The sequence below is a fragment of the Mycobacterium colombiense genome, from assembly GCF_001672755.1.
Classification (GTDB): Bacteria; Actinomycetota; Actinomycetes; order Mycobacteriales; family Mycobacteriaceae; genus Mycobacterium; species Mycobacterium colombiense_C.
Genome location: NZ_LZKI01000101.1, coordinates 1 through 13,962, shown reverse-complemented (window position 1 = coordinate 13,962; position 13,962 = coordinate 1). Strand labels below are relative to the sequence as shown.

Annotated in this window: 11 protein-coding genes and 3 pseudogenes; 7 read left to right on the top strand and 7 right to left on the bottom strand. The window is 70.5% G+C overall.

Annotated features, from left to right (window positions below; genetic code table 11):
* Nucleotides 1–269: pseudogene (locus tag A5708_RS14310) on the top strand (XRE family transcriptional regulator); the annotation flags it as partial.
* 10 nt (nt 270–279) lie between these two features.
* Here the strand turns inward: A5708_RS14310 and A5708_RS14305 are convergent.
* The 3 genes from A5708_RS14305 to A5708_RS14295 form a co-directional block, all read right to left on the bottom strand.
* The gene (locus A5708_RS14305; protein ID WP_065029257.1) at nt 280–1,146 is read right to left on the bottom strand and encodes a pseudouridine synthase; all 867 of its coding nucleotides are present in this window, start codon (nt 1,144–1,146) and stop codon (nt 280–282) included.
* A 12-nt stretch (nt 1,147–1,158) separates the two neighbouring features.
* Nucleotides 1,159–2,913 (bottom strand): glycerol-3-phosphate dehydrogenase/oxidase, encoded by a 1,755-nt coding sequence (locus tag A5708_RS14300; RefSeq protein ID WP_065029256.1) that lies wholly within the window; start codon nt 2,911–2,913, stop codon nt 1,159–1,161.
* Nucleotides 2,914–2,998: 85 nt separating this feature from the next.
* A complete protein-coding gene (locus A5708_RS14295; protein WP_065029255.1) occupies nt 2,999–4,414 on the bottom strand; it encodes an NAD(P)H-quinone dehydrogenase in 1,416 nt (471 codons plus the stop codon).
* Between the two features lie 82 nt (nt 4,415–4,496).
* On the opposite strand from A5708_RS14295, the gene A5708_RS14290 reads away from it, so the two are divergent.
* Nucleotides 4,497–4,976: a gamma-glutamylcyclotransferase gene (locus A5708_RS14290; protein ID WP_064883354.1), complete on the top strand. Its 480-nt coding sequence runs from the start codon at nt 4,497–4,499 to the stop codon at nt 4,974–4,976.
* A 46-nt stretch (nt 4,977–5,022) separates the two neighbouring features.
* On the opposite strand, the gene A5708_RS14285 is transcribed toward A5708_RS14290, so the two are convergent.
* Genes A5708_RS14285 through A5708_RS14275 form a run of 3 tightly spaced genes read right to left on the bottom strand, consistent with a single transcriptional unit; the run spans nt 5,023 to nt 8,049 of the window.
* Nucleotides 5,023–6,201: a M20 family metallopeptidase gene (locus tag A5708_RS14285; RefSeq protein ID WP_065029254.1), complete on the bottom strand. Its 1,179-nt coding sequence runs from the start codon at nt 6,199–6,201 to the stop codon at nt 5,023–5,025.
* Nucleotides 6,198–7,388, bottom strand: coding sequence for a M20 family metallopeptidase (locus A5708_RS14280; RefSeq protein ID WP_065029253.1), 1,191 nt, complete (start codon nt 7,386–7,388; stop codon nt 6,198–6,200). Before A5708_RS14280 ends, A5708_RS14285 begins: the two co-directional genes overlap by 4 nt.
* Nucleotides 7,389–7,434: 46 nt before the next feature.
* Entirely contained in the window at nt 7,435–8,049 is a 615-nt protein-coding gene (locus A5708_RS14275; RefSeq protein ID WP_196772639.1) for a cutinase family protein, read from the bottom strand.
* Nucleotides 8,050–8,313: 264 nt separating this feature from the next.
* Here A5708_RS14275 and A5708_RS14270 point away from each other — a divergent pair, with 264 nt between their 5' ends.
* Both A5708_RS14270 and A5708_RS14265 read left to right on the top strand, forming a co-directional pair.
* Entirely contained in the window at nt 8,314–9,129 is an 816-nt protein-coding gene (locus A5708_RS14270) for a purine-nucleoside phosphorylase (protein ID WP_065029251.1), read from the top strand.
* A gap of 3 nt (nt 9,130–9,132) precedes the next feature.
* Nucleotides 9,133–10,713 carry a phospho-sugar mutase gene (locus A5708_RS14265; RefSeq protein ID WP_065029250.1) on the top strand — a complete coding sequence of 527 codons (1,581 nt, stop codon included), beginning with the start codon at nt 9,133–9,135 and terminating at the stop codon, nt 10,711–10,713.
* 7 nt (nt 10,714–10,720) lie between these two features.
* Here A5708_RS14265 and upp read toward each other — a convergent pair.
* Nucleotides 10,721–11,338, bottom strand: a pseudogene (gene upp, locus A5708_RS26290) (uracil phosphoribosyltransferase); the annotation flags it as partial.
* 146 nt (nt 11,339–11,484) lie between these two features.
* Here upp and A5708_RS14255 point away from each other — a divergent pair.
* The 3 genes and pseudogenes from A5708_RS14255 to A5708_RS14245 form a co-directional block, all read left to right on the top strand.
* Entirely contained in the window at nt 11,485–12,333 is an 849-nt protein-coding gene (locus A5708_RS14255; RefSeq protein ID WP_065029258.1) for an alkaline phosphatase family protein, read from the top strand.
* A 59-nt stretch (nt 12,334–12,392) separates the two neighbouring features.
* A complete protein-coding gene (locus A5708_RS14250; RefSeq protein ID WP_065029249.1) occupies nt 12,393–13,712 on the top strand; it encodes a primosomal protein in 1,320 nt (439 codons plus the stop codon).
* A gap of 30 nt (nt 13,713–13,742) precedes the next feature.
* Nucleotides 13,743–13,962: pseudogene (locus A5708_RS14245) on the top strand (hypothetical protein); the annotation flags it as partial.

Below are 13,962 nucleotides of genomic sequence, written 5' to 3'. Positions count from 1 at the left end.
GAAACCCGACGGTCGCGCATTTGCGGGCGATCGCAGAGTTTTTCGGGGTGCCGGCGTCCTACCTGATAGATCGAGACACGGACCCGGCCATCGACGCGCAACTCAACCTCCTGCAGGCATTGCGCGACAACGGCGTGCGCGATCTGGCGGCCCGTGCATCCGGGCTGACCCCCCAGGCCCTCAAGAGTCTGGCAGCGATCATCGATCACCTTCGCGAACTCGAGCGGCTGCCCCCGATCACCTCTCCTAGAGCGGACCAATCCGACTAGCGGTATCAGCTCAGGGGCCAACCCGGCGGCTGACGAACTCACGCGGATTGCCGGTCAGCGGATCGGTGAACTCGATGCGCTGCGCCAACAGCCGCAGCGGGGCGCTGAAGTCATCGGGCGCGACGTCAATAACGTTGGGATACAACGGATCGCCCTCGATAGGTATCCCCAGCGAGGCCATGTGCAGGCGCAGCTGGTGGGTGCGCCCGGTGCGTGGCGTGAGCCGGTACAGCCCATCCGGGGCCACCAGCTCCACAAGGGTCTCGGAGTTTGGCTCACCGGATTCGCAGACGGCCTGTAAGTGACCGCGACGCTTGATGATTCGGTTCTTCACCACGCGGGGCAACTTCAGTTCCGGGTCGACGCCGGCCCGGGACAGATACGTCTTGGCGACCATCCCGCGGGAGAACAGCGTCTGGTAGGCGCCGCGCACCTCGCGCCGTGCGGTGAACAGCAGCACCCCGGCGGTCAGCCGGTCGAGCCGGTGCGCCGGGCTCAGCTCGGGCAACCCCAGTTCCCGCCGCAGCCGCACCAGCGCGGTCTGCGCGACGTGGCGTCCGCGCGGCATGGTGGCCAGGAAGTGTGGTTTGTCGACGACCACGATGTCGGCGTCACGATGCAGCACCGGGATGTCGAACGGGACGGGCACCTCGTCCGGCAGCTCGCGGTACAGGTAGACGCTCGCGCCGGCGGGAAGCACCGTGGTGGCGTCGATTACCGCGCCACCGGCGCCCACGACCTCACCGGCCAGCACCTTGGCGCGGGCCTGCGCGCCGAACCGGGCGGTAAGTTCGGCCAGCACCGGCCCGCCGCGCAGCCGCACCCGCGCCGGGCCCAGTCCGTCCCGCACGGGCAGTGGCGCCGGCCGCACGGCCATCTCAGGGCCTGTTCAACTGAGCGGGACCGGTTCGAGGATTTCGGCGCGCGCCTCGGGCGCGCTGGCCCGCAACTCGTCGGCGGACACGTCGTCGGGCTGGGCCTGGGACAGGATCTCGGCCTCCACCCGGGCGGTGTAGTTCGCGACCTCACGCTCGATGTCCCCGGTCGTCCAGCCCAGCACCGGCGCGACCACGTCGGCGACCTCGCGGGCGCAGTCCACGCCGCGATGCGGGTATTCGATGGAGATGCGCATCCGGCGGGCCAGAATGTCCTCCAAATGCAAAGCGCCCTCGGCGGTTACGGCGTACAGCGCCTCCACCCGCAGGTAGCCCGGTGCTTCCTTGATCGGGTTGAGCAGGTCGGGGCTTTGCGCCGCCAGCGCCAGCACGTCACCGATCAGCGAGCCGTAGCGGTCCAGCAGATGACGCACCCGGTAGGGATGCAGACCCTGCAGCTCGGCGACGTGCTCGGCCTGGTTGATCAGCGCGAAGTAGCCGTCGGCCCCCAACAGGCTGACCTTCTCGGTGATCGACGGTGCCACCCGGGCCGGAATGAATTGGGCCGCAGCATCAATCGCGTCGGCGGCCATCACCCGATACGTGGTGTACTTGCCGCCGGCGATGGCCACCAGGCCCGGCGCGGGCACCGCCACCGCATGCTCGCGGGACAGTTTGGATGTCTCCTCGCTCTCGCCGGCCAGCAGCGGCCGCAGGCCCGCGTACACGCCGTCGATGTCGGCGTGTGTCAGCGGGATGGCCAGTACCGTGTTGACGGTCTGCAGGATGTAGTCGATGTCGGCCTTCGTCGCCGCGGGGTGGGCCAGGTCGAGATTCCAGTCGGTGTCGGTGGTGCCGATGATCCAGTGGCTTCCCCAGGGGATGACGAACATCACCGATTTCTCGGTGCGCAGGATGATCGCGACGTCGCTGACGACGCGATCGCGCGGTACCACCACGTGCACGCCCTTGGACGCACGGACCTGAAATCGCCCGCGCTGCTTGGACAAAGCCTGGATCTCGTCGGTCCACACCCCGGTCGCGTTGACCACCACGTGCCCACGGACTTCGGTGATCGCGCCGTCCTCGGAGTCTCGGACGCGCACGCCGGTCACCCGATCGCCTTCGCGGAGCATGGCGACCACCTGGGTGGAAGTGCGCACCACCACCCCGTAGTGCGCGGCGGTGCGCGCGACGGTCATGGTGTGCCGGGCGTCGTCGACAACCGTGTCGTAGTACCGGATTCCACCGATCAACGAGCTGCGCTTGAGGCCCGGGCTCAGCCGCAATGCACCGGCGCGCGTCAAATGTTTCTGCGCCGGAACCGATTTCGCACCGCCCAGCCGGTCGTAGAGAAAGATGCCGGCGGCGATGTACGGACGCTCCCACATGCGATTGGTCAACGGGAACAGGAACGGCATCGGCTTGACCAGATGCGGCGCCAGCGTGGTGAGCGACAACTCACGCTCATAAAGCGCCTCGCGCACCAGCCCGAACTCCAGTTGTTCGAGATAGCGCAGGCCGCCGTGGAACATCTTCGACGAGCGGCTCGAGGTGCCCGAGGCGAAATCGCGCGCCTCCACCAGCGCCACCTTGAGCCCGCGGGTCGCGGCGTCCAGCGCGCAGCCCGAGCCCACCACGCCGCCGCCGATGACCACCACGTCGAACTGCTCGGAGCCCAGTCGTTCCCAGGCGGCCTCGCGCTGCCGCGGTCCCAGCACGGAAACCGGCGAGCTGCGCTGGGTGGGCGCGTGTACGGGATCAGTCACGACCAGGACTCCTCACTGGACACCGCACTGGGGAAACTCCTCCTCGGTTACTCGTCAGTAGGACGTGCTCCACCAAGGCTAACCGTTAGTCCAGATCGTCGTGCGCCATCAGCCGCCGGGCGGCCTCGGTGATCGAGCCGGACAACGACGGGTAAACCGCCAGCGTCTGCGCCAGCTCGTTGACGGTGATCCGGTTCGTCACCGCCACGGCGATCGGCAGGATCAGCTCGGAGGCGATCGGGGCCACCACCACGCCGCCGATCACCACGCCGGTGGCCTGACGGCAGAACAGCTTCACGAAGCCCTGGCGCAGCCCCGACATCTTGGCCCGCGCGTTGGTCCGCAGCGGCAGCATGACCGTGCGGGCCGGCACCGAACCGTCGTCGATCATCGTCTGCGGGACCCCGACGGCGGCGATCTCGGGCCTGGTGAACACCGTCGCCGCCACCGTGCGCAGCCGGATCGGGCTGACGCCCTCGCCCAGCGCGTGATACATCGCGATCCGGCCCTGCATGGCTGCGACCGAGGCCAGCGGCAGCAGCCCGGTGCAGTCGCCGGCGGCGTAGATGCCGGCCACCGAGGTCCGCGACACCCGGTCCACGGTGAGGTAGCCGCCGCGGCCCAGCTCGATGCCGACCCGGTCCAGGCCCAGGCCGCCCGTATTCGGCACCGACCCGATGGTCATCAGCGCGTGGCTGCCCTCGACCGTGCTCCCGTCGCCCAGCGTGACCAACACGCCGTTCTCGGTGCGGGTCACCGATTGCGCGCGGGCGTTCTTGACCAGCTGGACGCCGCGCTCGGAGAACGCCTCCTCCAGCACCAGGGCGGCGTCGGCGTCCTCGTAGGGCAGCACCCGGTCCCGGCTCGCGACCACGGTCACCGGCACACCCAATTCGGTGTAGGCGTGTACGAATTCGGCTCCGGTGACCCCGGACCCGACCACGATCAGGTGCTCGGGCAGCGCCTCCAGGTTGTAGAGCTGGCGCCAGGTCAAAATCCGCTCGCCGTCGGGCGGCGCCGACGGCAGCACCCGCGGGCTGGCGCCGGTGGCGATCAGCACGACGTCGGCCTCGTACTCGCTGGTGGTGCCGTCGGCCCCGGTCGCTTTGATGCGGTGACAGGCCAGGCCCGGCGCGGGGTCGATCAGCTCGCCGTGGCCGGCCACCACGTGCACGCCCACGCTGAGCAGCTGATCGGTGATGTCGGCGGACTGCTCGGTGGCGAGCTGCCGGACCCGGGCATGGATCTGCGGCAGCGAGATCTTGGCGTCGTCGATGTCGATCTCGAACCCCAGCCGCGGCGCCCGGCGCAATTCGGTGCGCAGCCAGGTCGAGGCGATGAACGTCTTGGACGGCACGCAGTCGTCCAGGACGGCCGCCCCGCCGATGCCCTCGGAGTCGATCACCGTGACGCGGGTCGAGTCGGGGTGCGAGGTCGCGGCCACCAGCGCGGCTTCGTAACCGGCCGGGCCTCCGCCGAGGATCACGATGCGGGTCACCACAGCCCCCAACCTAACGAAGCGGCGCAGACCCTGCGAATGCTCGGGGGAAGACCCACCAGCATCGGACGTCTAAGCTTTCCCCGTGCCGCTCTACGCCGCGTACGGGTCGAACATGGATCCCGAGCAGATGCAGAAACGCGCGCCCCATTCGCCGATGGCCGGAACCGGCTGGCTGCACGGCTGGCGACTGACCTTCGGCGGCGAGGACATCGGCTGGGAGGGCGCGCTGGCCAGCGTCGTCGAGGACCCGGATTCGAAGGTGTTCGTCGTCCTCTACGACATGACACCTGCGGACGAGAACAACCTGGACCGCTGGGAGGGCTCGGAGTTCGGCGTCCACAAGAAGATCCGGTGCAGAGTCGAGCGCATCTCCTCGGACACCGACACCGACCCGGTGCTGGCGTGGCTGTACGTCCTGGACGCCTGGGAGGGCGGGATGCCGTCGGCGCGGTACCTGGGCGTGATGGCCGACGCTGCCGAAATCGCCGGTGCGCCAAGCGAATACGTGCACTGGTTGCGGACCCGCCCGGCAAGCAACATCGGTCCGGGAACCGGCGCCTGACCGGGCTTGCCGACGGCACCCGCCACATGGTCCGCGCCACCGGCGCCTAGGAGCGCTCGAAGGCGGCCGACTGCTCGACGATGTTCGTCATCACGCGCACCCCGATCGGCAGGGCGCGCTCGTCGAGATTGAACGTCGGCTGGTGCAGGTCCAGCTGCGGGCCCACCCCCGGCCACACCCCCAGCCGGGCCATCGCACCGGGAACCTCCTCCAGATACCAGGAGAAGTCCTCGCCGCCGCCGGACTGGCGGGTGTCGGCCAGCGCGTCGGGGCCGATCGACTCGATCGCGTGGGTGAGGATGCGCGTCGCGACGTCCTCGTTGACCACCGGCGGCACGCCGCGCCGGTATTGCAACGTGTGCTCGATGGCCAGCGGTGCCAGCAGCCCGGATACGGTCTCGCGGATGATCTCCTCCATACCCACCCAGGTCTGCCGGCTCGCGGTGCGCACGGTGCCGGCCAGCACGCCGGTCTGCGGGATGGCGTTGGCGGCCACGCCGGCGTTGACCGCGCCCCAGACCAGCACGGTGCCGTTGCGCGGGTCGATGCGGCGCGACAACACCCCGGGCAGCCCGGTGATCAGCGTGCCCAGCCCGTACACCAGGTCGGCGGTCAGGTGCGGCCGCGACGTGTGCCCGCCGGGTGAATACAGCGTGATCTCTATCTGGTCGGCCGCCGAGGTGATGGGGCCGTGCCGGACCGCGACCTTGCCGACCTCCAGCCGGGGGTCGCAGTGCAGGGCGAAGATCCGCGACACCCCGGACAGCGCCCCGGCCGCGATGGCGTCGATCGCCCCGCCGGGCATCAGCTCCTCGGCGGCCTGAAAGATCAGCCGCACCCCGACCGGCAGCTCGGGCACCGATGCCAGCACCAGCGCGGTGCCCAGCAGGATCGCGGTGTGCGCGTCGTGACCGCAGGCATGCGCCACATTCGGCATGTTGGAGGCGTACGGGGCGCCGGTGAGCTCGGCCATCGGCAGGGCGTCCATGTCCGCGCGCAGCGCAATCCTGGGCTCGTGCTCGGGGCCGATGTCGCAGACCAGCCCGGTTCCGCCGGGCAGCACCTTCGGGTTGAGCCCGGCTTCGGCCAGCCGCTGGGCGACGAACTGGGTGGTCGCGTACTCCTGGCGGCCCAGCTCGGGGTAGCGGTGAATATGCCGGCGCCATTCGACCAGATCGTCGTGGTGGGTGGCCAGCCAGGCATCGGCGGCGTCGACCAGGTTCATGACGGCGCCCCGCCGCGCCTGCGCTGCTGCGCGTCCAGCACCCGGTCGCGCTGGGCGGGCGTCTGGGCCAGCCGAACCACCGTGCGCGCCAACATGATCGCGCCCTCGATCACCGCGCGGTCGGCGCTGGGACCGGCCGCGGCGTCGGCGAACGCGCGCTGGTGAACCATGGCTCCGCCGGCGTCGACGCCGACCACCGGGTGGATCCCGGGCAGCACGTGCGTCACGTTGCCCATGTCGGTGCTGCCCATCGGCAGTGCCGCCTCGTACTCGCGGGCCACCGGCTCGCGGCCCAGCCGGCACATCTCGTCGCGGAAGGTGTCGGCCAGCCATTGGTCGGGCTTCAGCTCGTCATACGGCGGTGCGGGGTTGTCGATCTCGTACTCGCAGCCGGTGGCCAGCGCGCCCGCGGCGAAGCAGGCGTATATCCGGCCCTCCAGCTCGCGCAGCGAATCCGCTTCGACCGCGCGCATCGCGTACTGAACCGCCGCGCGCCCGGGGATGACATTGACCGCCTGGCCGCCGTTGGTGACGATCCCGTGCACCAGCTGCCCGGGCGCCAGTTGCTGGCGCAGCAGCCCGATGGCCACCTGGGCGACGGTGACCGCGTCGACGGCGTTGATGCCCAGGTGCGGCGCGACCGCCGCGTGGGATTCCTTGCCGCGGTAGTTCACCGTCGCCTCGGACAGGGCCAGTGAGCGGGCGCCGGCGATGTCGGCCGGCCCGGGGTGCAGCATGACCGCCGCGGCGATGTCGTCGAACACCCCGGCCTTCAGCAGCAGCGCCTTGCCGCCGCCGGCCTCCTCGGCCGGCGTGCCCAGCAGCGACACCCGCAGCCCCAGGTCGTCGGCCACCGCGGCCACCGCCACCGCGGTGCCCACCGCCGAGGCCGCGATGATGTTATGGCCGCAGGCGTGGCCGATCTCGGGTAGCGCGTCGTATTCGGCGCAGATCCCGATGGTCAGCGGCCCGCTGCCGAAGTCCGCGCGAAAGGCGGTGTCGAGCCCGCCGGCGGCCGCGGTGATCTCGAAGCCGCGCTCGGCGACCAGTGCCTGCGCCTTGGCGCAGCTGCGATGCTCGGCGAAGGCCAGCTCAGGCTCGCGGTGGATGTCATGAGACAACTCGACAAGGTCGGCACCACGCCGCCGCACGACATCTTCAACGCTGTCTAACGGGGTTATGGGCACTCTCGCAGTATGTCGCAGTGTGTGATCGGGGCCCAACCCCGCCGGGCTACACCAGCCCCGCGATGAAGCCCGCCGCCTGGCCGGGGTACGGCGGTGCGGAGTAGTCGTGGTGCGCATCGCGGTCGCGGCCGCCGACGACGCAGACGGGATCACCCTCGCTGCACAGGTCGATGGCGCGGCCGGCGAACGCACCCGTCGACGACAGCGGCGTGTTGAAGCGGTTGCCGGGGTTGCCGAACACCGCGACCGCCGCGATCTTGTTGGCCAGGCCGGGATCCAGCGCCGGGGCCGAGCCGAAGTTGCCGATGCGCTGACCCACCGGCGGCACCCCCGCGAGCATCGAGACCGCGGCGGCGCCCTGCGAGAAGCCGCCCAGCACCAGCCGCGTCGACGGGCACTGGTCGACCATCTGCGCGATGTGGTCGCGCGCGTCGTTCGCGCCGTCGGCGGTGGTCAGGAAGTTGTAGCTGGCCGGGTAATTCACCGCATAGGAGTCGACGTTGCGCGATCCCAGCGCGGGCTGCAGCGCGCCGAACAGCGCGTCGCCCACCACGCCCAGGCCGGGCGGCTCGGCGGTACCGCGGGCGAAGATGAGTTGTACGTCGGGACAGTCCGCTTTCGCCGACGGCGCCGGGCCGAATGTGATCGAAACCACCGACAGCACAACAGCGACGGCTGTTCCCATGACCGGGCCAACCACCGGCCACCTACGAAGATTCATACGGCAGATCCTGACATATAGCGGGGACACCGTCGCACGGCCAGGCTCGACGGCCCCGCGCCTCCCCCGCGAAGGCTAGGCTCGATCGCCGCGCTCCTCACTCGCGCCGCTACCGGCGCTCGCCGCCGCGCGGCTAGGCTCGATCGCCGCGCTCCTCACTCGCGCCGCTACCGGCGCTCGCCGCCGCGCGGCTAGGCTCCCGCTGTGACCGAAACCCCGTCCGACCCAGGCGACCTCGCGCGCCGGGCGGCCGAGGCCATCGCCGAACGCACCGGAATCGCCGAGCACGACGTCGCCATCGTGCTCGGATCGGGCTGGCCCCCGGCCGTCGCCGCGCTCGGCACCCCCACCGCCGTGCTGCCGCAGGCCGAGCTGCCCGGGTTCTCCCCGCCCACCGCGGTCGGGCACACCGGCGAGCTGTTCTCGATGCGCATCGGTGCACACCGGGTGCTGGTGCTGGTCGGGCGCATCCACGCCTACGAGGGCCACGACCTGTGTCACGTCGTGCACTCGGTGCGGGCGGCCTGCGCGGCCGGCGTGCGCGCGGTCGTGCTGACCAACGCGGCGGGCGGCCTGCGCCCGGACATGGCCGTCGGCGAACCCGTGCTGATCAGTGACCACCTGAACCTGACCGCCCGTTCCCCGCTGGTCGGCCCGCAATTCGTGGACCTGACCGACGCCTACTCCCCGCGGCTGCGCGCGCTCGCCCGCCAGGCCGACCCGACGCTGACCGAGGGCGTCTACGCCGGGCTGCCCGGCCCGCACTACGAGACGCCCGCCGAGATCCGGATGCTGCGCACGCTGGGCGCCGACCTGGTCGGCATGTCGACGGTGCACGAGACCATCGCGGCCCGCGCCGCCGGCGCCGAGGTGCTGGGGGTGTCGCTGGTGACCAACCTGGCCGCCGGGATCAGCGGCGAGCCGCTGAGCCACACCGAGGTGCTGGCCGCCGGCACCGCGGCGGCCACCCGGATGGGGGCGCTGCTGGCCATGATCCTCGAGCAGCTCCCCCGGTTCTAGGCCATGACGCCCGAGGAGTGGATCGCCCACGATCCCGACCCGGCGACGGCCGCCGAGCTCGCCGCGTGTGACGCGAGAGAACTCGCCGAGCGGTTCGCCCGCCCCCTGAAATTCGGCACGGCGGGCCTGCGCGGCCCGGTGCGCGGCGGACCCGACGCCATGAACGTCGCGGTGGTGTCGCAAGCCAGCTGGGCCGTGGCGCGGGTGCTGATCGGGCGCGGCCTGCACGGCTCGTCGGTGATCGTGGGTCGCGACGCCCGGCACGGCTCGGCGGTGTTCGCCACGGTGACCGCAGAAGTGCTTGCCGCCCAAGGGTTTTCCGTGCTGATGCTGCCCGGTGCGGTGCCCACTCCAGTGGTGGCGTTCGCCGTGCGGCACACCGGCGCAGCGGCCGGCATCCAGATCACCGCATCGCACAACCCGCCCGCCGACAACGGCTACAAGGTGTACCTCGACGGCGGCATCCAGATCGTCTCCCCCACCGACCGCGAGATCGAAGCCGCGATGGCCGCCGCCCCGCCGGCCGACCAGATCGGCAGGGCGCCCGTCGAACCCGCGCGCACCGACCTGGTCGAGCGCTACATCGAGCGGGCCGCCGGGTTGCGGCGCGGCGCCGGGTCGGTGCGGGTGGCGCTGACCGCGCTGCACGGGGTGGGCGGTGCGGTGGCCGTCGAGACGTTGCACCGCGCGGGAATCACCGAAGTGCACTCCGTTGCAAGCCAATTCGCACCGGACCCGGACTTTCCCACGGTCGCGTTCCCCAACCCCGAGGAGCCGGGCGCCACCGACGCACTGCTGACCCTGGCCGCCGACATCGGCGCCGACGCGGCGATCGCGCTGGACCCCGACGCAGACCGGTGCGCGGTCGGCGTTCCCGATGCGGGGCGGTGGCGGATGCTGTCAGGCGACGAAACCGGTTGGCTGCTGGGTGATTACCTGCTGTCCACCACCCACCCGGACACACCGGTGGTGGCCAGCACGCTGGTGTCGTCGCGGATGCTGGCGGCCATCGCAGCGCGCCACGGCGCCGTCCACGTCGAAACCCTCACCGGCTTCAAATGGCTGGCCCGCGCCGACGCGGAAGTGCCCGGCGGCACGCTCATCTACGCCTACGAGGAGGCGATCGGGCACTGCGTCGACCCCGCGGCCGTCCGCGACAAGGACGGCATCAGCGCCGCGGTGCTGGTATGCGACCTGGTGGCCGCGTTGAAGGCGCGTAACCGCACCGTGCCCGACGCCCTCGACGAGCTGGCCCGGCAGTACGGGGTGCACGACGTCGCCGCGGTGGCGCGCCGGGTCGCCGATCCCGCCGAGGCGGTAGAACTCATGCGGCGGTGGCGCGCGGCGCCGCCGAAAGCGCTGGCCGGTTACACCGCGAGCCTCACCGATATCACCGACGCGCTGATCTTCACCGGCGGCGACGACGACACGTCGATCAGGCTGGTGGTGCGGCCTTCCGGGACCGAGCCGAAGTTGAAGTGCTACTTGGAGATTCGCTGCGCGGTGCACGACGACCTGGACTCTTCGCGGCGGCGCGCCGGCTCCCTGCGCGAGGAGCTGGTGGCCGCGGTGCAGAGCTGGTGAACAGGTTGGGCCCGAATTGGCGGTCGCCGGCGTCGCCCAGGCCCGGCACGATATAGGCCGCCTTGTTCAGGCCCTTGTCGACCGCGGCGGTGAACACCCGCGCGGCCGGCGCCGCTTTCCTCACCGCCGCAATGCCTTCCGGGGCCGCCACCACACAGAGCACGGTGATGTCCGTTGCGCCGCGGCGCGCCAACAGGTCGATGGCGTGCACCATCGACCCGCCGGTGGCCAGCATGGGATCGAGGACGATCACCGGCCTGTTCGCGAGCTTGTCGGGCAGCGCCTCCAGATACGGCACCGGCAGGTGGCTCTCCTCGTTGCGGGCCACACCGACGAAGCCCACCTCCGCGTCCGGTATCGCCGCGTGCGCGGCGTCGACCATGCCCAGCCCGGCCCGCAGCACCGGCACCAGCAGCGGCGGCTTGACCAGACGCGTCCCGACCGCCGGGGCCACCGGCGTGCGGATCTTCACCGACTTTCGCGGCGCGTCCCGGCTGGCTTCGTAGACCAGCATCAGCGTCAGCTCGTGCAGCGCCGCGCGAAATCCGGCGGTATCGGTGCGTTGGTCACGCAGCACCGTCAGCCGGGCGGCGGCCAACGGGTGATCGACGACGCACATTTCCATGGGGTCGAGGGTATATAACGATCGGGCAAAGCCCTTCTGACACGCTCGCGTCCGTCTCGCAAGTCACCTGCGCCCGTTCCTATACTCCGGGCGTGTTGCGCGAAATTCGAAGTCCGAGAAGGCTGATCGGCGGGGCGTACCGGAGCCTGCGCATCCTTGGCGCGTGGGCGCTGGTGGCGCTGGCGGCCAGCCCGCTGACCCCGCGCATAGGCCTTGCGGCAGCGGCCATTCCGCAACCGGCGCACATCGTGATCGTGGTCGAGGAGAACCGCTCCGAGAACGGCATCATCGGCAACAAGTCGTCGCCCTTCATCACCACGCTTGCCGCGAACGGCGCCAACATGACCCAATCGTTCGCCGAAACCCATCCCAGCGAACCGAATTACCTGGCGCTGTTCGCCGGCAACACATTCGGCGTGACCAAGGACCTGTGCCCGGTCAACGGCGGCGCCGCGCCGAATCTCGGCTCCGAATTGCTTGCCGCGGGCTACACATTCGTCGGTTTCGCCGAGGGACTGCCGGCGGCCGGATCACCGGTCTGCAGCGCGGGCAAGTACGCGCGCAAGCATGTGCCCTGGGCCAACTTCACCAACGTGCCGGCGGCGAACTCGCTGCCGTTCTCCGCGTTCCCGAGGGGCAACTACTCCAGCCTGCCGACCGTCTCGTTCGTCATCCCCGACAACAACGACAACATGCACGACGGCTCGATCGCGCAGGCCGACTCCTGGCTGAACCGCGAGCTGTCCGGGTACGCGAACTGGGCGGTGGCCAACAACAGCCTGCTGATCGTGACGTTCGACGAGGACGACAATTCCAATGTTGGAGGCAGCCGCAACCAGATCCCCACGGTGTTCTACGGCGCCCACGTCCGTCCCGGCAACTACAGCGAACAGATCAACCACTACAACGTGCTCGCCACCGTGGAGCAGATGTACGGATTGCCCAAGACGGGCTACGCCGCGAACGCCGCGCCCATCACCGACATCTGGGGCTAGTCCCGCTTCGCCCGGCTCCGCCGCACTCGCGATCGCCGCTCGTCGCTATTCTGTGCCGCATGGTTGCTGACCTCGTGCCCATCCGCCTGAGCCTGTCCGAAGGTGACCGCTACACCGTGTGGGCACCCCGCTGGCGCGACTCCGGCGACGAGTGGGAGGCGTTCCTGGGCAAGGACGAGGACCTGTTCGGGTTCGCCAGCGTCGCCGACCTGGTCGCGTTCGTGCGCTCGGACGACGACAACGACCTGACCGACCACCCGGCGTGGAAAGAGCTGCGGGCGGCGCACGCGCACACCTTCGAGCCCGCCGACGAACAGCAGTTCGACCTGGTCGCCGTCGAGGAGCTGGTGGCGGAGAAGCCCACCGAGGAGTCGGTGTCCGCGCTGGCCGGCACGCTGTCGATCGTGTCGTCCATCGGATCGGTGTGCGAGCTGGCGGCGGTGTCGAAGTTCTTCAACGGCAACCCCAGCCTGGGCACGGTGTCCGGCGGCATCGAGCACTTCACCGGCAAGGCCGGCGCCAAGCGCTGGAATGCGCTCGCCGAGGTGATCGGGCGCAGCTGGGACGACGTGCTCGCCGCGATCGACGGCATCGTCAGCACCCCCGAGGTGGACGCCAAGCTGTCGGACAAGGCCGCCGACGAACTGGCCGAGGAGCGCGAGGAGGACGAGCCGGAGGAGGACACCGCCGCCGAGGACACCGCCGCCGAGGACGCCGTCGAGGAAGAGGCTGCCGAGGACGCCGCGGGGGACGACGCCGGGGCGCAGGACGACGAGGACACCGACGACGAGCCCGACCGCGCGACCGGCGACACCGTCGTGCTGGGCAGCGACAAAGACTTCTGGCTGCAGGTGGGCATCGACCCGATCCGGATCATGACGAGTTCTGGCACCTTCTACACGCTGCGCTGCTACCTGGACGACCAGCCGATCTTCCTGGGCCGCAACGGACGCATCAGCGTCTTCACGTCCGAGCGTGCGCTGGCCCGCTACCTGGCCGACGAGCACGACCACGACCTGGCCGACCTGGGCACCTACGACGACATCCGCACCGCCGCGACCGACGGCTCGCTGGCGGTCGAGATCACCGACGACAACATCTACGTGCTCAGCGGGCTGGCCGACGACCTGGCCGACGGACCGGACGCGGTGGATCGCGAGCAGCTGGAACTGGCCGTCGAGGTGCTCCGCGACATCGGCGACTACTCCGAGGAGAGCACCGTCGACAAGGCCCTCGAGACGAGCAAGCCACTCGGCAAGTTGGTGGCCGCAGTGCTCGAGCCCGACTCGGTCACCAAGCCGTCGCCGCCGTACGCCGCGGCGGTGCGCGAGTGGGAGAAACTGGAACAGTTCGTCGACGGACGGCTGCGCCGCGAGTAGCGCCCTCGCTCGACGGGCTAGGTTGGTGACGTGTCGCTTCCCGGTATCGGCCCGCTACCTCTCTACGGGTTCCAGCGTCCGGGCCTGTTGCTGTTCGGCTTGGTGCCCCTGGCCCTGCTGGTCGTCTACGTCCTGGTCCAGGCGCGGCGCCGCCAGCGGCTGCACCGCTACACCGACACCCCCGTGGCGCAATCGCCGTGGCGGCACCTCCCGATCGCGGTGTCGCTGCTGTGCCTGGCGCTGTTGACCA

Coding starts and splice junctions, on each gene's coding strand:
- A5708_RS14305 (WP_065029257.1), bottom strand. CDS start 1,146: ATGGCCGTGCGGCCGGCGCCACTGCCCGTGCGGGACGGACTGGGCCCG.
- A5708_RS14250 (WP_065029249.1), top strand. CDS start 12,393: ATGGTTGCTGACCTCGTGCCCATCCGCCTGAGCCTGTCCGAAGGTGAC.
- A5708_RS14285 (WP_065029254.1), bottom strand. CDS start 6,201: ATGAACCTGGTCGACGCCGCCGATGCCTGGCTGGCCACCCACCACGAC.
- A5708_RS14265 (WP_065029250.1), top strand. CDS start 9,133: ATGACGCCCGAGGAGTGGATCGCCCACGATCCCGACCCGGCGACGGCC.